The organism is Staphylococcus gallinarum (assembly GCF_000875895.1).
GTDB classification, from domain to species: domain Bacteria; phylum Bacillota; class Bacilli; order Staphylococcales; family Staphylococcaceae; genus Staphylococcus; species Staphylococcus gallinarum.
This window is the reverse complement of record NZ_JXCF01000008.1, coordinates 17,886-37,948: the sequence shown is the minus strand read 5'-3', so window position 1 is coordinate 37,948 and position 20,063 is coordinate 17,886. Positions and strand designations below refer to the sequence as shown.

Annotated in this window: 23 protein-coding genes; 21 read left to right on the top strand and 2 right to left on the bottom strand. The window is 33.3% G+C overall.

The features are described 5' to 3' along the window. Window positions 1-12: 12 nt before the first annotated feature. From infA to SH09_RS07625, 13 genes are all read left to right on the top strand, one after another. Window positions 13-231 (top strand): translation initiation factor IF-1, encoded by a 219-nt coding sequence (gene infA / locus SH09_RS07685; RefSeq protein WP_001118443.1) that lies wholly within the window; start codon window positions 13-15, stop codon window positions 229-231. 31 nt (window positions 232-262) lie between these two features. Beyond that, the gene (rpmJ, locus tag SH09_RS07680) at window positions 263-376 is read left to right on the top strand and encodes a 50S ribosomal protein L36 (RefSeq protein WP_002482634.1); all 114 of its coding nucleotides are present in this window, start codon (window positions 263-265) and stop codon (window positions 374-376) included. 21 nt (window positions 377-397) lie between these two features. Beyond that, the gene (gene rpsM, locus SH09_RS07675) at window positions 398-763 is read left to right on the top strand and encodes a 30S ribosomal protein S13 (protein WP_042739071.1); all 366 of its coding nucleotides are present in this window, start codon (window positions 398-400) and stop codon (window positions 761-763) included. 23 nt (window positions 764-786) lie between these two features. Next, window positions 787-1,176, top strand: a complete 390-nt coding sequence (rpsK, locus tag SH09_RS07670; protein ID WP_002471279.1) for a 30S ribosomal protein S11 — start codon at window positions 787-789, stop codon at window positions 1,174-1,176. A 76-nt stretch (window positions 1,177-1,252) separates the two neighbouring features. Next, window positions 1,253-2,197, top strand: coding sequence for a DNA-directed RNA polymerase subunit alpha (locus tag SH09_RS07665; RefSeq protein WP_042739070.1), 945 nt, complete (start codon window positions 1,253-1,255; stop codon window positions 2,195-2,197). 18 nt (window positions 2,198-2,215) lie between these two features. Continuing rightward, window positions 2,216-2,584, top strand: coding sequence for a 50S ribosomal protein L17 (gene rplQ / locus SH09_RS07660; RefSeq protein ID WP_042739069.1), 369 nt, complete (start codon window positions 2,216-2,218; stop codon window positions 2,582-2,584). Window positions 2,585-3,010: 426 nt separating this feature from the next. Beyond that, entirely contained in the window at window positions 3,011-3,820 is an 810-nt protein-coding gene (locus SH09_RS07655) for an energy-coupling factor transporter ATPase (RefSeq protein ID WP_042739068.1), read from the top strand. Then, the gene (locus SH09_RS07650; protein WP_042739067.1) at window positions 3,817-4,680 is read left to right on the top strand and encodes an energy-coupling factor transporter ATPase; all 864 of its coding nucleotides are present in this window, start codon (window positions 3,817-3,819) and stop codon (window positions 4,678-4,680) included. Before SH09_RS07655 ends, SH09_RS07650 begins: the two co-directional genes overlap by 4 nt. Then, a complete protein-coding gene (locus tag SH09_RS07645; RefSeq protein WP_042739066.1) occupies window positions 4,670-5,476 on the top strand; it encodes an energy-coupling factor transporter transmembrane component T family protein in 807 nt (268 codons plus the stop codon). Before SH09_RS07650 ends, SH09_RS07645 begins: the two co-directional genes overlap by 11 nt. A 3-nt stretch (window positions 5,477-5,479) precedes the next feature. Then, complete coding sequence (gene truA / locus SH09_RS07640) at window positions 5,480-6,244, top strand: tRNA pseudouridine(38-40) synthase TruA (protein ID WP_042739065.1); 765 nt, start codon at window positions 5,480-5,482, stop codon at window positions 6,242-6,244. Window positions 6,245-6,488: 244 nt separating this feature from the next. Beyond that, window positions 6,489-6,926 (top strand): 50S ribosomal protein L13, encoded by a 438-nt coding sequence (gene rplM / locus SH09_RS07635; RefSeq protein ID WP_042739064.1) that lies wholly within the window; start codon window positions 6,489-6,491, stop codon window positions 6,924-6,926. A 19-nt stretch (window positions 6,927-6,945) separates the two neighbouring features. After that, window positions 6,946-7,338 carry a 30S ribosomal protein S9 gene (gene rpsI, locus SH09_RS07630; protein ID WP_042739063.1) on the top strand — a complete coding sequence of 131 codons (393 nt, stop codon included), beginning with the start codon at window positions 6,946-6,948 and terminating at the stop codon, window positions 7,336-7,338. A 197-nt stretch (window positions 7,339-7,535) separates the two neighbouring features. Further along, window positions 7,536-8,423: an alpha/beta hydrolase gene (locus tag SH09_RS07625; RefSeq protein ID WP_052495423.1), complete on the top strand. Its 888-nt coding sequence runs from the start codon at window positions 7,536-7,538 to the stop codon at window positions 8,421-8,423. 34 nt (window positions 8,424-8,457) lie between these two features. On the opposite strand, the gene SH09_RS07620 is transcribed toward SH09_RS07625, so the two are convergent. Then, the gene (locus SH09_RS07620) at window positions 8,458-9,456 is read right to left on the bottom strand and encodes an LLM class flavin-dependent oxidoreductase (protein ID WP_042739062.1); all 999 of its coding nucleotides are present in this window, start codon (window positions 9,454-9,456) and stop codon (window positions 8,458-8,460) included. Between the two features lie 149 nt (window positions 9,457-9,605). Here SH09_RS07620 and SH09_RS07615 point away from each other — a divergent pair, with 149 nt between their 5' ends. From SH09_RS07615 to SH09_RS07590, 6 genes are all read left to right on the top strand, one after another. Then, complete coding sequence (locus SH09_RS07615; RefSeq protein WP_042739061.1) at window positions 9,606-10,607, top strand: NADP-dependent oxidoreductase; 1,002 nt, start codon at window positions 9,606-9,608, stop codon at window positions 10,605-10,607. Window positions 10,608-10,635: 28 nt separating this feature from the next. Further along, a complete protein-coding gene (locus SH09_RS07610) occupies window positions 10,636-11,649 on the top strand; it encodes a zinc-binding alcohol dehydrogenase family protein (protein ID WP_042739060.1) in 1,014 nt (337 codons plus the stop codon). A 154-nt stretch (window positions 11,650-11,803) separates the two neighbouring features. Further along, window positions 11,804-13,360, top strand: a complete 1,557-nt coding sequence (locus SH09_RS07605) for a BCCT family transporter (protein ID WP_042739059.1) — start codon at window positions 11,804-11,806, stop codon at window positions 13,358-13,360. A 144-nt stretch (window positions 13,361-13,504) separates the two neighbouring features. Further along, complete coding sequence (gene amaP, locus SH09_RS07600; protein ID WP_042739058.1) at window positions 13,505-14,041, top strand: alkaline shock response membrane anchor protein AmaP; 537 nt, start codon at window positions 13,505-13,507, stop codon at window positions 14,039-14,041. A gap of 12 nt (window positions 14,042-14,053) precedes the next feature. After that, a complete protein-coding gene (locus SH09_RS07595) occupies window positions 14,054-14,293 on the top strand; it encodes a DUF2273 domain-containing protein (RefSeq protein WP_042739057.1) in 240 nt (79 codons plus the stop codon). Window positions 14,294-14,352: 59 nt separating this feature from the next. Then, a complete protein-coding gene (locus tag SH09_RS07590; RefSeq protein ID WP_042739056.1) occupies window positions 14,353-14,859 on the top strand; it encodes an Asp23/Gls24 family envelope stress response protein in 507 nt (168 codons plus the stop codon). Between the two features lie 217 nt (window positions 14,860-15,076). On the opposite strand, the gene SH09_RS07585 is transcribed toward SH09_RS07590, so the two are convergent. Further along, window positions 15,077-17,029 carry an IucA/IucC family protein gene (locus SH09_RS07585; protein WP_042739055.1) on the bottom strand — a complete coding sequence of 651 codons (1,953 nt, stop codon included), beginning with the start codon at window positions 17,027-17,029 and terminating at the stop codon, window positions 15,077-15,079. Between the two features lie 104 nt (window positions 17,030-17,133). Between SH09_RS07585 and SH09_RS07580 the strand changes: the two genes are divergently transcribed. Then, on the top strand, window positions 17,134-18,309 hold the full coding sequence (locus SH09_RS07580) for an MFS transporter (RefSeq protein WP_042739054.1): 1,176 nt from the start codon (window positions 17,134-17,136) through the stop codon (window positions 18,307-18,309). Beyond that, window positions 18,306-20,063 carry an IucA/IucC family protein gene (locus SH09_RS07575; protein ID WP_042739053.1) on the top strand — a complete coding sequence of 586 codons (1,758 nt, stop codon included), beginning with the start codon at window positions 18,306-18,308 and terminating at the stop codon, window positions 20,061-20,063. Before SH09_RS07580 ends, SH09_RS07575 begins: the two co-directional genes overlap by 4 nt.

Below are 20,063 nucleotides of genomic sequence, written 5' to 3'. Positions count from 1 at the left end.
GGAAGTTAATAAATGGCTAAACAAGATGTAATTGAATTAGAAGGTACTGTATTAGATACTTTACCAAATGCAATGTTTAAAGTAGAATTAGAAAATGGTCATGAGATCTTAGCACACGTAAGTGGTAAAATCAGAATGAATTATATTCGTATTCTACCTGGCGACAAAGTAACTGTAGAAATGTCTCCGTATGATTTAACACGCGGAAGAATTACTTATCGTTATAAATAATCGTCACTCCATAATATAGGGAGGTATTAAAATGAAAGTAAGACCATCAGTAAAACCTATTTGCGAAAAATGTAAAGTCATTAAACGTAAAGGTAAAGTAATGGTAATCTGTAGTAATCCTAAGCACAAACAAAGACAAGGCTAATAAAGAGAGGTGTAAATAATTATGGCACGTATTGCAGGAGTAGATATTCCACGTGAAAAACGTATTGTTATCTCATTAACATATGTATATGGTATCGGTACAACAACTGCTAACAAAATTGTTGAGCAAGCTAACGTATCAGCAGATACTCGTACTAAAGATTTAACTGACGACGAATTAGGTCGTATCCGTGAAGTAGTAGACAGCTATAAAGTAGAAGGTGACTTACGTCGTGAGCAAAACTTAAACATCAAACGTTTAATGGAAATCTCATCATACCGTGGTATCCGTCACCGTCGTGGTTTACCAGTACGCGGACAAAAAACTAAAAACAATGCTCGTACTCGTAAAGGCCCAGTTAAAACTGTAGCTAACAAGAAAAAATAATAGGTAAAGGAGGCAAAATTTAAATGGCACGTAAACAAGTATCTCGTAAACGTAAAGTGAAAAAGAATATTGAAAACGGTGTAGCACACATCCGTTCAACATTCAATAATACAATCGTAACAATCACTGATGAATTTGGTAATGCTTTATCATGGTCATCAGCAGGTGCACTTGGATTCAAAGGATCAAAAAAATCTACACCATTTGCAGCTCAAATGGCATCAGAAACTGCTTCAAAATCAGCAATGGAACACGGTTTAAAAACTGTTGAAGTTACTGTTAAAGGACCAGGTCCTGGTCGTGAATCAGCTATCCGTGCATTACAATCAGCTGGATTAGAAGTAACTGCGATCCGTGACGTTACTCCAGTACCACATAATGGTTGTCGTCCACCAAAACGTCGTCGCGTTTAATTTTATTGTTATTGTCGCAGGTCACTGAGAAATACAGTACAAATCAAGTCGACGTAATCAAGGAGGATATTTGTAAATGATTGAAATCGAAAAACCTAGAATTGAAACAATTGAAATTAGTGATGATGCTAAATTCGGTAAGTTCGTTGTTGAACCACTAGAACGTGGCTACGGTACTACACTAGGAAACTCCTTACGTCGTATCCTACTATCTTCATTACCAGGTGCAGCCGTCAAGTACATTGAAATCGAAGGAGTATTACACGAATTCTCAGCAATAGACAATGTAGTTGAAGATGTTTCTACAATCATTATGAACATCAAAAACTTAGCGTTGAAAATCTATTCTGAAGAAGACAAAACTTTAGAAATTGATGTTAAAGATGAAGGCGAAGTTACTGCAAGTGACATTACTCATGACAGTGATGTTGAAATTCTAAATCCTGAACTTAAAATTGCAACTGTTTCTAAAGGTGGACACTTGAAAATCCGTCTTGTTGCTAACAAGGGTAGAGGTTACGCATTAGCAGAACAAAATAACACTAGTGATTTACCAATTGGTGTAATTCCAGTGGATTCACTTTATTCACCTGTTGAACGTGTAAACTATACAGTTGAAAATACACGTGTAGGTCAAAGTAGTGATTTTGATAAATTAACTTTGGATGTTTGGACTAATGGTTCAATCACACCACAAGAGTCTGTTTCACTAGCAGCAAAAATCTTAACAGAACACTTAAACATCTTTGTTGGATTGACTGATGAAGCTCAAAATGCTGAAATCATGATTGAAAAAGAAGAAGATCAAAAAGAAAAAGTGCTTGAAATGTCAATTGAAGAATTAGACTTATCTGTTCGTTCTTACAATTGTTTAAAACGTGCTGGCATTAACTCTGTTCAAGAATTAGCTGATAAATCAGAAGCAGATATGATGAAAGTTCGTAATTTAGGACGTAAATCATTAGAAGAAGTTAAATATAAACTTGAAGACTTAGGTTTAGGCTTAAGAAAAGAAGATTAATATAAAGGAGGTTAACTCATGGGTTACAGAAAATTAGGTCGTACTTCTGATCAACGTAAAGCTATGTTACGCGACTTAGCTACATCACTTATCGTTAGTGAGCGTGTTGAAACTACAGAAGCTCGTGCGAAAGAATTACGTAGTGTTGTTGAAAAATTAATCACTTTAGGTAAACGCGGAGATTTAGCTTCACGCCGTCAAGCAGCTAAAACTTTACGTAACGTTGAAATCCTAAATGAAGATGAAACTACACAAACTGCACTTCAAAAATTATTTGGTGAAATCGCTGAACGTTATAACGAACGTCAAGGTGGTTACACTCGTATTCTTAAAGTAGGTCCTCGTCGCGGAGACGGAGCTGAATCAGTAATTATCGAATTAGTTTAATTTAAATATACGTACTACTATATATAAAGCAAATGAGTGCAACGATAATGTTTGCCACATACAAATATTGTCTAGCTCAGAGTACCCCATCAAACTTAATAAATTTTAAAGCGTGAACTCAAAAATAAATGATGGGGTGCGCGCTTTTTTTGTTTAGTCCCCCTTAACTCTTTAGAGTTTAGGGGGACTTATGCAATTGCGAAGCAATAGCGAACCATAAAAGCTTAACTCTTTAGAGTTTAGGGGGACTTATGCAATTGCGAAGCAATAGCGAACCATAAAAGCTTAACTCTTTAGAGTGAAAGAGGAATACATGCATAGATGCATGCATAAGCAGTACATAGGAATCAGAGAATGCAATATGATTCATTTTCATGTAAAATGGATAAAGTATACTAATTTTAAATGTAAAGGGAGGCAATCGATATGGAATCAATGGATAGTATAATTAAATTTAATCATGTATCATTTAAATATAATAGTGACGAACCATTTGCATTAAATGATGTATCCTTTGATATACCTAAAGGTAAGTGGACATCGATTGTCGGTCACAATGGATCTGGAAAATCTACAGTGGCAAAATTGATGATTGGAATACAAAAACCTCTGACAGGAGATATTTATTATAATCATCAGTGTATAAACCCTGAGCATTTAAGTGAGTTGAGAAATCATATTGGGATAGTGTTTCAAAATCCTGAAAATCAATTTGTTGGTGCAACAGTGGAATATGATGTTGCATTTGGATTAGAAAATAATGCTGTATCTCACGAATCTATGCATGAAATTGTACCTAAAGTGCTTAGTGATGTTGATATGTTAGATCGTTTAAATTATGAACCTCAATCTTTGTCTGGTGGTCAGAAACAACGTGTAGCAATTGCTGGTGTATTAGCGCTTAATACTGAAGTTATTATTTTAGATGAAGCAACTTCTATGTTAGATCCAGTAGGAAGAACTGAATTACTTAAATTAATCAGACGGTTAAATTCTGAGAAAGATGTGACTATAATTTCAATTACGCATGATTTATCAGAAGCTGCTGAATCAGATCAAATGGTGGTATTGAATGAAGGTAGTGTCTTTCAAATTGGGACCCCCCAAGAAGTATTTAGCCATGGAGAAGCGCTCACGAAAATTGGATTAGATTTGCCGTTTGCAATGAGGATCAACCAATTGATTAGAGGAGAGTCAGAGTATATCACTTATGAAAGGTTGTTAAGTGAACTATGACAGTAAATTTTAATAAAGTAAGTTATGTGTATCAAAAGGGAACACCTTTTGAACATTTAGTACTAAAAGATATCATAACAGAATTTGAGCAAGGCAAGTATTATGCAGTCATCGGACGGACTGGTTCTGGTAAATCGACATTAATACAACATTTCAATGGCCTTTTAAAGCCCACTCAGGGCTCGTTGACGGTTAATGATATACAGATTACACCTAAGACTAAGGATAAGTATTTGATGCCCGTACGAAAGCGTGTAGGAGTTGTGTTCCAATTCCCCGAATCTCAATTATTTGAAGACACAGTAGAGAGAGAAATATTATTTGGCCCTAATAATTTTAATATGCCATTGTCAGAAGTTAAAGAAAGAGCCTTTCGTTTATTATTAGACTTTGGTTTTAGTAGAGATGTATTAGAGCAATCTCCATTTCAAATGTCAGGTGGTCAAATGCGTAAAATAGCCTTAACATCCATTTTAGCAATGAATCCTGATATTGTAATACTTGATGAACCAACTGCTGGTTTGGATCCAAAAAGCCAAAAGCAAATTATGCAATTGATTAAAAATTTACAGATTAGACATAAAAAGACTATCGTTTTAGTTACACATGAGATGAATGATGTGGCTCGTTATGCTGACGAAGTTAAAATAATGCGAGACGGTAAGATAATAGAGTCCTGTTCACCACGAGCACTATTTAGTAATTCAAACTACGTGGAACAGCTAAACCTCGACGTTCCTGATATCGTGAAATTGCAACGTGATATTGAAAGCAAGTATCAAATGAAGTTTAATCATGTAGCTTTAACAGAGGATGAATTTGTAGCGATGTATAAGGAGTGGACGAAAAATGAAAGATAAGTTTATTATTGGACGTTATTTGCCACTTGATACATTAATACACAGACTTGATCCACGAGCAAAACTGATATTTGTCATGGTATTTATTATATTGATTTTTATTGCACATAGTTTTGCTACATACTTATGGTTATTACTATTGATAGGCATAATTGTACGTTTATCAAAAATCAAATTATGGTTTTTGGTAAAAGGTTTAACACCTATATGGATATTTTTAATCTTTACCTTTGCCATGCATTTATTTTTAACAAAAGGTGGCACGCGTTTAATAGAGATAGCCTTTATTTCAATTGATACAGCAGGCATATTAGAAGGGATTTATATAGTCTTAAGATTAATGTTTATAATCATGATTTCTACGGTTATGACTTTGACAACAAGTCCGATTGATTTAACAGATGCATTTGAAAGATTATTAAATCCATTAAAATGGATTAAAATTCCAGTACATCAACTCAGTATGATGATGTCAATTGCACTTAGATTTATACCAACTCTAATGAACGAATTAGATAAAATTATACTTGCACAAAAATCACGAGGATCAGAGATTAGTTCTGGTAGCATTGCAAATCGTATTAAAGCCTTTGTACCATTATTAATTCCTTTGTTTGTTTCAGCTTTTCAACGTGCAGAGGATTTAGCAATTGCGATGGAAGTTAGGGGTTATGACACGAATAAACAACGCACAAGTTATCGAAGGTTGCAATGGCAATTGCAAGACACATTGACACTTGTAATCCTAATACCAATTGCTTTAATATTAATTGCATTGAAAGTTATAGGAGTGTAAAGCATGCGTGTTTTGGTAAATATATCATATCAAGGAAGCCAATTTTTAGGTTTTCAAATACAACAAAATGGAAGAACTGTACAACAGTTATTCGAAAAAATTCTTAAACGTATTCATAAACGTCATGTGAGAATACACCCAACAAGTCGAACAGATCGAGGTGTACATGCACTTGAACAATATTTTCACTTTGATACAGAACTCAACATACCGGCGCAACAATGGAAATACGCTATGAATAGAGCGTTGCCAGGTGATGTTTATGTTAAAGATGTAACCATAGTAGATGAACACTTTCATTGCAGATATGATTGCGTAGGGAAGTCTTATCGCTATAAAGTATATCAGTCTGAAACTAAGGACCCTTTTCAAAGTGGATTGAAAACACATTTACCTGAACAACTAGATTTAGAAAAAATGAATAGAGCGGCTCAATTTTTTATAGGTACTCATGACTTTACAGGTTTCTGTTCGCAAAAAACGGAAACAGAAAGTAGAGTCCGTACTTTGTATGGAAGTAAAATAATAAAAACTGCTGACGGCTTCGATTACGTTGTAACTGGTTCGGGATTTCTATATAATATGGTGAGAGTATTAGTAGCATTTCTAATCGAGGTCGGTAAAGGAAAGAGAGAACCTGAGGAAATTCCAAAGCTGTTAGAAGCGAAAGATAGAAAGCAAATTCCTTTTACTGCACCCCCGGAAGGGTTGTACTTGGAACGCATATACCTCACATTGGATGAACTCATTGCGACATATGAAGTTTAGTATGAAATTTTAGTAAAAAATTTCTTTAGAAAATCACTAAATTACATTGACAAAATGACATAAAAATTATACGATTACTAACGGTATTGTTTTATATCACCCACGATAAGCCCCGGAATCTTATTGTGTTACAAGATATAGAAGCACGTAGAACAAAATTAATAAAATAAATGAAATTTACGATTTAAAAGTATACTACTATTAAATATGAAATCTTATTTATTTACTCTAGGAGGACAATATTATGCGTCAAACATTTATGGCAAATGAATCAAACATTGAGCGCAAATGGTATGTGATTGATGCTGAAGGTCAAACACTTGGTCGTTTATCATCAGAAGTAGCATCTATTTTACGCGGTAAAAATAAAGTAACTTATACACCACACGTTGATACTGGTGACTATGTAATCATCATCAACGCTTCAAAAATTCAATTCACAGGTAATAAAGAACAAGATAAAGTTTATTACCGTCACTCAAACCACCCAGGCGGTATTAAATCAATCACTGCTGGTGAGTTAAAAGCAACTAACCCAGAACGTTTAATTGAAAACTCAATTAAAGGTATGTTACCAAGCACTCGTTTAGGCGAAAAACAAGGTAAAAAATTATTTGTATATGGTGGCGCTGAACATCCACACGCTGCACAACAACCAGAAAACTACGAGTTACGTGGTTAATTAGAAGGAGGAAATTACATTGGCACAAGTTGAATATAAAGGCACAGGCCGTCGTAAAAACTCAGTAGCACGTGTACGTTTAGTACCAGGTGAAGGTAACATCACAGTTAATAACCGTGACGTACGTAGCTACTTACCATTCGAATCATTAATCTTAGACATAAACCAACCATTTGATGTAACAGAAACTAAAGGTAACTATGATGTATTAGTTAACGTTTCTGGCGGTGGTTTCACTGGACAAGCTCAAGCAATCCGCCACGGTATTGCTCGTGCATTATTAGAAGCAGATCCTGAATACAGAGGTTCTTTAAAACGCGCTGGATTACTTACTCGTGACCCACGTATGAAAGAACGTAAAAAACCAGGTCTTAAAAAAGCACGTCGTTCACCACAATTCTCAAAACGTTAATTGTTGGTTCATACGAACTACGATGTTTCAAGAAGCTCCCAACTTTGTTGGGGGCTTTTTTTGTAAACTTTTTTAACCTAATATGTAGTTCGTTTAAATCTTTTATAGGAAAAGGATAACCACAATATTCTAGGGTATGAAATATATAGTGTATAGCATATTTATATACTAATATTTTTATAAGAGGTGTTTCGAGATTGATATTACAAAAAAATAGTGTTTTTAGAAGAATGATTATCAGTAGTATTATAGTCATATTTACTATAATGTCACTGTTATATTTAATGACAGTACATAATCAAGTTAACGCGGCACAACAAGCAACTACCCAAGAAGCAAAACAAACACCTGAGCCGACATTTTACTTACATGGTTATTCTGGTTCGGAGAAATCAGAGCGTTATTTAGTAAATTCAGCAATTGAAAAAGGTGTCACGAATCAAGTAATCAAAGCACATGTATCAGCTGATGGTGAAGTCACATTTGACGGTAAATTTGATAAAAATGATCCTCATCCTATTGTTCAAATCATTCTTGAAGATAATAAAAATTGGGATTACAACAAAAATGCCGAATGGTTTAAAAATGTCATTACTGAAACAGAACAGCATATTAAATATAGTAAATTTAACATGGTAGCACATTCGATGGGGAACCTTACATTAGGCTATTATATGTTGAATTATGCTGGAGATGAATCTTTACCTAAATTAAATAAACAAGTTAATACGGGTGCACCATATAATGGTATATTAGGCAGAAATGACGAACCGAATGAGGTGAAATTGGATGAAAATGGTAAGCCTGATCAAATGAAAAAGGAATATAAAGATTTACAACAAATGAAATATAATTATCCTAAAAAGTCAGTGGATGTATTAAATGTGTATGGAGATCTTCAAGATGGATCACATTCAGATGGAAAGGTGACAAATCAATCTTCATTATCACTTAAATCTTTACTTAATGGTTATGTGAATTCTTACCGTACCTTTAAAGTTGAAGGGGAACATGGTGAACATAGTGCATTACATGATTATAAAGTAGTAGCAGATGAAATTAATGCATTTATTTGGAATAAATAGTGTAGAAATTAAAATCAACGTAACTATTGGTGAGTTACGTTGATTTTTTATTTTCATTTGCAATAAGTTGAAGTAATTGTTTTCGATTTTCTTCCCCATAGACATGAGGTTGAATCATAATTTCATCAGCACCATATTGATCCTGTATATTCTGTAATTGTGCATAAACAGCACTAGGAGTACCAGAAATAACGCGCTTTTTATTTTGTAGCATTTTTTCCTGTTCTCTGCTTGTAAGTGGTCTATTTTTTACATATTGAGGTGAAGCATAAAATTGTGGTTGGTCGATGTAATTTATACGTAATAACCAATAGTGTAGCGCTGTTTCTAAATCATTTATGGTTTCTTGATTATCGGCAGTTACTACAAATGTAGAAATGATTACGTAACTTTGACGTTGAGGGTGCAATGCTGCGAATTGTTGTCGATAATGTGTGATTACATTCGCAACCTGAGAAGCTGGTTGTCCCATTAAAGCAATGACGAATGGTAATCCTTCTTTCGCTGCAAGAGATGCACTATTTTTACTCATACCTAGAATAAACATTAAAGGCTTAGTATCAACTTTAGGGGTAACAGCGATATTTTTAAAGCGGTGAAGTTGTGTGTCACCATTAAAATATTGAATTAAATCTTCAATTTGAGTTTCATAATCGACTGGTTGTGATTTATGTTCGTTCAACGCTTTATTTACATTTTTAAAGCTGGGTGAATGACCTGTCCCAATATTGATTCTTTTAGGGTGACGTGCTTCCATAATATTAAATTGTTCTGCCACTTTATAAGGGCTATAATGTGCCAACATGACGCCACCACTACCTATTTGTATTGATTGTGTTTGTTCTAAAAGTGCCATCATAACCATTTCAGGTGCACTAGAAGCAACTGAATATACTTGATGATGCTCTGCAACCCAATATCTTTCATAGTTTAATTGCTCAGCCAACTGTACAAGTTCTATGGCGTGATTAAATGCTTCTGTTGCATTGCAATCTTGAAAGATGGGGACATAGTCCAAGATGCTTAATTTCACGGATTATCCTCCTTTAATAACTTCGTATAACAAGTGTTTAATTTAATAAATCATAACATGAAGTTAAAATTGAAGATAAGCGATTTGATTGATTGAGATCGTCAATCACTATAAAATGAAAGATAACAGACGTGAATGGAGGCTAAAAAATGAAAACAGAAAGAATTGTATTAGCTAAAAGACCTGTAGGTTTACCTACAGATGAAATTTTTCGATATGAAACTGTTGAAATAGGGCAGCCAGGTGACAATGAGATTCAAATTGAAGCACTATACATTTCAGTGGATCCTTATATGAGAGGTAGAATGAGTGATAGCGAATCTTATGTTCAACCATTCAAATTAGATGAAGCACTTAATGGTCATGTGGTAGGTAGAGTAACAGAATCGAATCATGATCAATTTGAAACCGGTGATATTGTCACTGGTGGACTACCTTGGCAAAAGGTTGTAAATATATCAGGAGATAAAGTGATAAAAGTTTCAAATACAGAAGTACCTCTTTATCTTTACCTTAGCGTGTTAGGCATGCCAGGACAAACTGCTTATCATGGTTTACTTAAAATAGGAGAGCCTCAAGAAGGTGAAACTGTCGTAGTATCTGCAGCTTCAGGTGCTGTTGGTTCTGTTGTTGGACAAATTGCTAAATTGAAAGGTGCACATGTTGTTGGTATCGCAGGTGGACCTGAAAAAACGGCATATTTAACAGAAACGTTAGGTTTTGATGTAGGATTGGATTATAAAGACGAAGATTTTGCAACTGCATTAAGCGAAGCAGTCCCTAATGGCATTGATGTCTACTTTGAAAATGTTGGCGGTGATATTGCGGATGAAGTGTTTAAACATTTAAATCAATTTGCCAGAATACCAGTCTGTGGTGCAATTTCTGGTTACAATGATACAGAAATTGAATATGGTCCTCGTATACAACCAACATTAATCAAATCTCAAGCATTAATGAAAGGTTTTATTGTTGGAAATTATGCAGATGACTTTAAACGAGCTAGTCAAGATTTAGCACAATGGGTTACTGAAGATAAAATCAAAACAAAAACGACAGTAGAAGAAGGTTTTGAAAATTTACCACAAGCATTCCGTAATTTATTTACAGGTGATAATTTCGGCAAACAAGTAGTTAAAGTCGCAGATTAACGAATTAATAATGAAGGAGATGCATGTGATGAAAGCAATTGGTGCAGATAGCGCTTTTAATTTATCTGAAGGGAATCAATTTTATGAATTTGAAATAAATTCGTTAGAACCAAAGCAATATGAATTATTGGTGAAGATAGATGCAATTAGCATTAATCCTGTTGATACTAAGATTAGGCAATCACCTGTTGATAATGCACCACGCGTTTTAGGCTTTGATGCTGTAGGTGTTGTTGAGGCAATAGGCGATAATGTCAAACATTTTCAGGTGGGTGATGAGGTCTATTATTCTGGTTCACCGTCTTATCAAGGTTCAAATCAAACACATCAAATTGTAGATAGCCGCTTGGTAGCAAGAAAGCCTCAAAATATATCGGCAATTGAAGCAGCCAGTATCCCACTCACTGGTTTAACAGCTGCAGAAACATTATTTGATGTATTCAATATTTCACACAATCCAGAAGATAATAAAGGTAAATCAATCTTAATTATTAATGGAGCAGGTGGTGTTGGAAGTATTGCTACCCAAATTGCTAAACAGCACGGTTTGCATGTTATAACAACAGCATCTCGTGAAGAAACACATCAGTGGTCGAAAGAAATGGGGGCAGAAATTGTCCTAAATCATAAAAATGATTTAAGTGCAGAATTTGAGAAATATGAAATTTCTGAGGTAGATTATATATTCTGTACCTTCGATACGGACCGATATTTTGAGAAAATGATAGAATTAGTGAAACCACGAGGTAAGATTGCTACAATAGTAGCGTTCAAGGACAAGCAAGATCTGAATTTACTTAAAAATAAAAGTGTCACATTTACACATGAATATATGTACACACGACCATTACATGAGACAGAAGATATGCAACGACATCATGAGCTACTATCAGACATTACTGATAAAATTGAATCCGGTAAATATAAACCAACAGTTAATAAGGTATTACAAGGGTTGACTGTTGACAATTTATATGAAGCACATAAACAACTAGAAAGCCATTCTATGGTTGGCAAGTTAGTAATCCAAGTTGCTGAATAAGACCCAATAGAATAAATGTAAAATGCCATTCATTTGACTATGATCATAGTTAAGTGAATGGCATTTTTTTGCAATTTATCAAATATAGAAGATACGCATATTGAAAATAAGATAGGGTAATACAAATATAGATTTAAGGGAGGGGAATTAACGAATGAGTGGTAAGAAACTCACGATGGTATTTTGGTGTGCGTTATCTATATGTACGTTATTCGTTATTTATGGAGCAATTTTACCAAAACAGTTAGAGCAAGTGACACAGAGCATTACTAATTTTATAGCTGTGCACTTTGGCTGGTATTATTTATTATTAGTGTTATTTATTTTAATTGTTTGCATTTATTTATTATTCTCAAGGTTTGCGTCAATTACCTTAGGAGATGATAATGAAGAACCAGAATTTTCACTGAAATCTTGGTTTGCCATGCTATTTAGTGCAGGAATGGGGATTGGATTAGTATTTTGGACAACAGCTGAACCAATCAGTCATGCCTATACATTAACACCATTACATAAAGCAGGTACACAAACTGCAATTAACGAAGCCATGCAATTTTCTTTTTTCCATTGGGGCATACATGCATGGGCAGTGTATGGCATAGTTGGCCTTGTCTTTGCTTATTTTAATTTTCATAAGGGATATCCAGGATTAGTTAGTGCGACTTTGACCCCAATATTAGGCAGTAAGGCGATGCGTGGACCAATTGGTGGTGCGATTGATGTGTTGGCTATCATTGCAACGGTAACAGGCGTAGCAGCTACACTTGGTTTTGGCGCTTTACAAATTAATGAGGGACTGAACTTTTTATTTGATATTCCTTATAACTTTGGGACGCAAGTCATTATCATTATTGTAGCTACAATTTTATTTACTTGGTCTGCTTGGTCAGGTATTGATAAAGGTATTAAAAGTTTAAGTAATATTAATATGTTGCTTGCATTTGTTGTATTATTAGTCCTATTTTGTGTTGGACCTACTTTAAATATATTAAATATGTTTACCAATACTTTAGGTGATTATATTGCTAATTTCTTTAAAATGAGTTTACGCATTCCTCAGAGCGGTGGTGAAAAGTATCAATGGTTACAACAATGGACAATATTCTATTGGGCATGGTGGATTTCTTGGGCACCATTTGTTGGTATATTTATTGCAAGAGTATCGCGTGGTAGGACGATCAAAGAATTTATATTAGGTGTTTTATTTGTACCGGAGTTTGTGTGTTTTTTATTCTTTGCAGTATTCGGTACATCAGCTATTTATTTGCAACAACACAATATTGCTAATATTGCTAAGGCAGCAACAGAAACAGCTACATTTAGTACATTGGAGCATTACCCACTTGGATTTATTTTGAGTATTGTCACATTAGTTGTTATTATGATTTTCTTTGTGACTTCGGCAGATTCTGCTACTTATGTGTTAGGTATGTTAAGTGCAAAAGGTAGTATTCATCCTTCAGGTATTGTCAAAATAAGCTGGGGTGTTATCTTAGCATTATTTGCAGTAATCATGATCTATACTGGAGGTACACAGTCGATACAAAACTTGTTAATTATTGCTGCATTGCCGTTTTCAGTGGTCATTATCTTTATGATATGCGCCTTATTTAAAGCAATTTCTGAAGAGAAACCAAGAACAAATCATAGTAATACGCTGAAACAAAGTAAAGGTTCACAACAAAAGATAAATGAAAATAACCAGCAATGATTTGAAAATTTTAATTAGTTTAAGCAAGTTTTATTGAAACCAATTAAAATATAACGCAATAAAATGTTTTTGATGGAAAATTTAGGGGTATGTTTTTGGTATGACAAGTACATAAATATACAAGCATAGGAGGTGTCATACGAGGTGAAACGCATAAAGAATTTTATTTTAGGTCTGTTAATAGTGGTAATTGTTGGATTTTTACTCTTTATGTTTATTAAAGATTCACGTATTACTAAATACCAAGATTATTTCATGCAATTTAATTGGTTTGTACCAACATTAATTGGTTTAGCAGCACTCTTATTATTAATAGGTCTAATATTAGTATTTAGTTTGTTTAAACCTACGTATAGAAAGCCTGGACTTTATAAAGATTATGAGGATGGTCATATTTACGTATCACGTAAAGCAGTTGAAAAAACTGCCTACGATACAATTGTTAAATATGATGAAATTCGTCAACCTAATGTAATAGCTAAGCTATATAACAAAAAGAAAAAGTCACATATTACATTAAAAGCGGATTTCTTTGTTCCTGGAGATGTTCAAGTTAAAACACTTACAGAACAAATAAGAAATGATGTAAAACAAAATGTTGAGCATTTTACTGAATTACCAGTATCAAAATTAGAGGTTAATGTTAGAGATCAAAAAACCTCAGGCAAACGCGTGTTGTAAGGGAGGGTAATTATGACTCAAAATAATAACCAAAATGGTCAAGATTCAACGCAACAAGTTATTGATTTCTTTAAAACTTTTAAATGGAGAATTATAGGATTCTTAGCATTCTTAATCATTGCTATTTTATTTTTAACTTTAGGTTTCTGGAGTACAATACTTATTATCATATTATGTTTGATTGGAGTAGGTATAGGGTATACGAAAGACCGTAAGCAGGATTTTTTAAATTTCTTAAATCGGTGGAGTTAAAAATTTAAAGTAATTAATGAATCAAAATAAAAAACTTAAATAATAAAGGAGAATTTATTATGGCAGTAGATAACAATAAAGCGAAACAAGCATATGACAACCAAACTGGTGTGAACGAAAAAGAAAAAGAATTACAAAAAGAACAACAACAACAAAATCAAGAACCTCAATTTTCAAATAAATTATCGTTCTCAGATGAAGTTGTAGAAAAAATTGCAGGTATTGCTGCACGTGAAGTTCACGGTATCTTAGAAATGAAAGGCGGTTTCGTCGACAACATTTCTAATTCATTTGGTAGTAGCAATAATGTTACTCAAGGTGTGAGTGTAGAAGTAGGCGAAAAACAAGCAGCAGTAGACTTAAAAGTTGTATTAGAATATGGTGAGTCTGCACCTAAAATTTTCCGCAAAGTAACAGACTTAGTCAAAGAACAAGTTAAATATATCACTGGTTTAGATGTGGTTGAAGTTAACATGAGAGTTGAAGATGTAATGACTAAAAAAGAATGGGCTCAAAAAAATGAAAAAAATGAAAGCTCAAGTAAAGAACAAAAAGGTTTACAATAAGTCTATTACTGATTAAGACCAAAACCTAAAAAAATTTATCACATTAATTAAATAGGAATAAATAATTATTTCGAAAAAATACAGGTTAGGACCTAATAAACATCCTAACCTGTATTTTAATTTATAGAAAAAAACTGCCAATAAAGCAATATACTTTATTGGCAGTAAATGATGTGATTTCAAAATATGATAACCCTCATTTTTATCTTCTATATAATTACTTACTTTTGTAAAGTGGATTATCTACTTGAACATAAGTGTAATAATCAGCTTCATCTTCTAGACGCATGGTTGTTACACATTTATAATCTATCTTCTCCGCAAATATGATATCTCTAAAGTTTGCTACACGTTCTGAATCTGTTAGAGTTTGTTCAATTTGATCTAGTTTAGCTTCAATTAAATCACTTATTGTATGCCAGATTTGGGCTTCTAAATCATTTGAGTCACTATATTTTGCTACGGCTGTGATTAATTCACCAAGATGATTTTGTATGCTTGAATAAAAAACTTTATTAAATACAGTTTGTGCTTTGTCTGTTAATATAAGTGATTTTTCATGAAAATCCTTTGTACTATATCCAACACTATTTAAAAAAGGTTCATCAATACGTAATCCTTCAAAATCTCTGACATATAAGGTGTTAAGTGAACCATCTTTATTAAATGCCACGATTGAATTTTGTAAATGCGCTTCTAAAGCAATACCATATTTTACTAATAATGGAATTGCAATATCAATTAAAGCTTGGCCATAACGTTTAAACCAATTTATACTTGCGATTTCAAAATTATCAAAGGAACGTGCTAATGTATATTTTTTTATTAAAGAGATAATAGGTGCCTCAGAATTGTTCGGATAATTTGCTACTAAACTTGATGGTATGATCGGCGTAACATCCGCATCAATAATTTCGTAAATATTTCTTCTGAATAATGTACCAAGTTGTTCACTTCTTAAAGTTTTAATTGCTGTAGCATCCGCTTCATTATAAAAGTGTATACCTGCTAATTCATCGATTGTTTCTGCATTAATATTATGAAATAGTGGGTCGTTTTCTTTAATGTTATTTAGTATTTGAGTGACCTTTGGACCATTTGTCGTAGTCTGTTCAGATAATGTTCTGATTTCACCAGTTATATGCACATTGGTTGATAATTTAATATGTGGCGAAGTTACTGGTAGTTCAGGCATCAATGTTCTGAAGGATAGACCAGCAAAATAATTCAACTGGTAATTTAAAGGAATAATACTTTGAGTTTTGAGTTCTTGTGCATAATCTTTAACAATAATTTCGTTAAATTGCCAAGGATGAACGACCATGACATTGTAATTATCAATAGCTTCTTGTCCTACAGTTTCAACCGCGAAATCATATAAACCATTAAATAATTGGTAAACAACGTCATTGAAGTGATTATTTAGCGCACTTGTACGTGTAATTTGCTTATTGATGAGTATAAATTTCATAGGAATTGGTTGAGCAAATTCAGATGAATAATTAATTGCAGTTTCAGGCGTCATACCTTTTCTTAACTTTGCACCTGGATGGAGCGGATGGCCTTCAACGACAGATTGCTCAGAACGTAGATAACTGTCGGGATGTTGATCTATAAGTTCCCATAGAGGTGCTGTCGTTTCAGATAAAGTATGATGCTGAAAACTTATAGCAATAGCCATATTGGCCACACTATTATTGATATCCTCTAAAAATTGTGCGCTCGCATCATTATTTAATTCTGGTGCTTCGATTAATATGCAATCTAATATCTCTTTAGGATGTAGCACACGTGTCATTACTTGGTCTTGTTCAAAGTAGAAAGGTCCTGATACATCGATTCTATCGAAAGCGTGTTGACCAGTAATTGGTGCTATTAAAGTACGACTAGACTTGGGAAAATCAATACGCAATACTTCATCAGTTTGTATATCCGTTTCAAGGTTTAATGATTTGGTAGAAATAATTTGACTATAGTCTCGACTATTTACTAAATTTTCTCTATGTAATGAACTAATAAGTCGTTGTGATATTTTGTCTCTACTAGCTAATAACACTGACTTAAATTGATTGGCCCAATTTTCTTCTATTGTGCTTAAATAATAAAAAGCATTTTGTTCATCAATAGTAAGATTTTCAATTAAGTTGTGTTTGTTTCTTTTTAAATACATAAAAGCACCTCTAAAAAATTATTTTACAAAAGCATAAGATATTTGTATAATCTATAATAACGATAATGATAATTATTATCAATTAAAAAGACGGGTGAAATTTCATGGCGAAGTATTTTTTTCCAAGTTCTTTCTTATTATTTTTAGGAAACTGGATTGGACAAATTACATTAAATTGGTATGTATTCAGTATTTATCACAATGCGATTTACTTAGGTTTAATTAATTTTTTCCGGTTAGTACCTATCTTATTAATAAGTGTATGGGCTGGAGCACTAGCTGATAGATGTAACAGGGGCAACCTGTTACGAATTTCAATATCAGCTTCCTTTATATTAACTACTATACTTTGTATTTTAACGTTTCAAAGTAAGAAGTTACCAATAATTGTGTTCTTAATTTATGCATTAGGAAGAGGCATTATGAGTGCAATTGAAACACCAGTTAGACAAGCAGTATTACCTGATTTAACAGACAGGTTAACAACGACACAAGCTGTGTCATATCACTCATTTATAATAAACATTTGTCGATCAATTGGTCCGGCAATTGCTGGATTTGTTGTTGCTACATATAATTCAGAAATAAGTTTTGCATTACAGGCACTATGTTACTTTATTTCATTACTACTCTGTTTACCATTATCGTTTAATACACATAAGATTGATAAGGTAGATACAGAAGTAAGTTTCAAGTATGTAGTTGATTATTTTAAAGAAAATAATGTAGGAGCACGTATCTTTATTACATCACTATTAATTATGGCAACAGGCTTTTCATATACGACACTATTACCAGTGTTAACCGATAAAACATTTCCAAATCAAGTCGCAATATTTGGTAGTGCAATGACTTGTTGTGCAATCGGTGGCATTATAGCAACTATGATTTTACCGAATATTTTAGAGAAAATTTCTATGGTAAAAATGTATTATTTAAGTTCGGCATTATTTGGCGTATCGCTTTTAGGTACGATAACAAGTAATACGTTGTTACTATTTACTGCAATATTCTTTATTGGTTTGTTTAGTCAATGGGCACGAACTACGAATAGAATCTATTTCCAACACAAGGTGGAAGCGCAACATAGAGGTAAGATATTAAGTGTAATTATGATGGATAGAGGCATGATTCCTTTAGGAGCAATGTTAATGAGTTTTGCAGCTGAATTAATAGGGGTTGTTGAAACATTTGTTGCTATGGGTATATGCACTTTAGTTATTTCATTATTATTCGGTATTGTTAACAGACAAAGGAAAGACGGAGGCAAAGTCGTATGAAGCATCAAACATGGAAATGTGCAGATAAAAATGTGCAATATCGTATTATCAATGCGATTCTTAAAGAACAAATTTTTCCTGATGGAATGCGAGTCAATGAATATCAGGGTTTAATTGAATTACAATATAAAGGACAATTATTAAAAGTTAATAAAATTCGTAAAAGTGCGATGGCGCGCTATGATTTTAAAGGACCTTTGAGTTATTTAAAAGGTGAAGAAGCTTATGAAGTTGATTCGGTAGAACAATTAATCGAAATTTTAGACAGTAAGTTCGATATTCCTATAAGTGAAAGGTTAACTCAGGAATTAATATCTTGCCGTGATGGCTTTGTTCTGACATATGAACATTTTTGTAATAGGCAATCATTGATTGATGCAACGTTAAAATTCTCAAGGATGCCAGAAACGATTAATTTTTTCTCATGGATCCAACATATGACAGATTCAGGTCAGATGAATGATTTAAGTTATTCTGAAAGTTTAGTGGTTGAAGGTCATCCAACACATCCATTATCAAAGACAAAGTTACCCTTAACTGAGGATGAAGTTAAACGATATGCGCCAGAATTTGAGAAAATCATTCCATTGAAAGTCATGTTAATCCATAAAGATGATAGTGTTACAACATCAATGGAAAATGATGAACAATTTATATTGGATTTTATTATTCCTGAATATCGTTATAAATTGAAAGCATTTTTAGAGCCATACCAATTAGAATTAAATGATTATAATGTATTGCTTGTTCATCCGTGGCAATATGAAAATGTTATCGTCAAACAATTTTCTGAATGGATAAAAGCTAGACAATTATTACCAACACCATTTGAAATTGAATCTAAAGCGACGTTATCATTTAGAACAATGGAACTTGTTCACAAACCATTTCATATTAAACTGCCAATCAATGTCCAAGCTACAAGCGCTGTGAGAACTGTGTCACCTGTGACTACAGTAGATGGTCCCAAGTTAAGTTATGAATTACAAGATATGTTAGATATATATCCACAACTCCAAGTTTCAATGGAACCTTATGGTATTCATGCAAAGACGGATCCTGATATCGCAAGACATTTAGGGTGTATTGTACGTTATCAACCTGTATTAGCGGATAATGGCACAACATTAGTAACAGCAAGTTTAGTGAACAAGAACCCGGTCGATAATAGTGTAATAGTCGACAGTTATTTGGATTGGTTAGGTGAAGGATTGACAGTAACTTCAATTGAAAAATTCATGAAATACTATGCTAAATCATTAATAGAACCACTTATCGCTTATATTCAAGATTATGGTATTGCGTTAGAAGCCCATATGCAAAATACAATTGTTAATCTTGGACCTGATTATCAAATGAAATTTATAGTTAGAGACCTAGGTGGTTCACGAATTGACCTTGCTACATTACAGCGTATTAAACCGGGTATTGATATTACAAATACCAGTTTAATTGCTGAAAACATTGAAGCGGTAATTGCTAAATTCCAACATGCTGTAATTCAAAATCAAATCGCAGAATTTATACATCACTTTTCAAATTATGAGCAAGTCGAAGAAGAGAACTTATACAGTATCGTCAGTGATATCGTTTATGCAGCAATTGATCCTAATAAAGCACATGCTCAAGTGTTGAAAGAGGTATTATTTGGAAAAACAATAACGGTAAAATCATTACTACGTATGAGAATGGAGAGCAAGGTTAAACAATATGTCACTATAGACTTAACGAACCCGATCTATAAAGAGGTGTAA

Coding starts and splice junctions, on each gene's coding strand:
- SH09_RS07585 (WP_042739055.1), bottom strand. CDS start 17,029: ATGTATTTAAAAAGAAACAAACACAACTTAATTGAAAATCTTACTATT.
- rplQ (WP_042739069.1), top strand. CDS start 2,216: ATGGGTTACAGAAAATTAGGTCGTACTTCTGATCAACGTAAAGCTATG.
- SH09_RS07575 (WP_042739053.1), top strand. CDS start 18,306: ATGAAGCATCAAACATGGAAATGTGCAGATAAAAATGTGCAATATCGT.
- rpmJ (WP_002482634.1), top strand. CDS start 263: ATGAAAGTAAGACCATCAGTAAAACCTATTTGCGAAAAATGTAAAGTC.
- SH09_RS07580 (WP_042739054.1), top strand. CDS start 17,134: ATGGCGAAGTATTTTTTTCCAAGTTCTTTCTTATTATTTTTAGGAAAC.
- SH09_RS07605 (WP_042739059.1), top strand. CDS start 11,804: ATGAGTGGTAAGAAACTCACGATGGTATTTTGGTGTGCGTTATCTATA.
- infA (WP_001118443.1), top strand. CDS start 13: ATGGCTAAACAAGATGTAATTGAATTAGAAGGTACTGTATTAGATACT.
- SH09_RS07610 (WP_042739060.1), top strand. CDS start 10,636: ATGAAAGCAATTGGTGCAGATAGCGCTTTTAATTTATCTGAAGGGAAT.
- rpsM (WP_042739071.1), top strand. CDS start 398: ATGGCACGTATTGCAGGAGTAGATATTCCACGTGAAAAACGTATTGTT.
- SH09_RS07650 (WP_042739067.1), top strand. CDS start 3,817: ATGACAGTAAATTTTAATAAAGTAAGTTATGTGTATCAAAAGGGAACA.
- SH09_RS07645 (WP_042739066.1), top strand. CDS start 4,670: ATGAAAGATAAGTTTATTATTGGACGTTATTTGCCACTTGATACATTA.
- rpsK (WP_002471279.1), top strand. CDS start 787: ATGGCACGTAAACAAGTATCTCGTAAACGTAAAGTGAAAAAGAATATT.
- SH09_RS07595 (WP_042739057.1), top strand. CDS start 14,054: ATGACTCAAAATAATAACCAAAATGGTCAAGATTCAACGCAACAAGTT.
- SH09_RS07665 (WP_042739070.1), top strand. CDS start 1,253: ATGATTGAAATCGAAAAACCTAGAATTGAAACAATTGAAATTAGTGAT.
- SH09_RS07590 (WP_042739056.1), top strand. CDS start 14,353: ATGGCAGTAGATAACAATAAAGCGAAACAAGCATATGACAACCAAACT.
- SH09_RS07615 (WP_042739061.1), top strand. CDS start 9,606: ATGAAAACAGAAAGAATTGTATTAGCTAAAAGACCTGTAGGTTTACCT.
- truA (WP_042739065.1), top strand. CDS start 5,480: ATGCGTGTTTTGGTAAATATATCATATCAAGGAAGCCAATTTTTAGGT.
- SH09_RS07655 (WP_042739068.1), top strand. CDS start 3,011: ATGGAATCAATGGATAGTATAATTAAATTTAATCATGTATCATTTAAA.
- rplM (WP_042739064.1), top strand. CDS start 6,489: ATGCGTCAAACATTTATGGCAAATGAATCAAACATTGAGCGCAAATGG.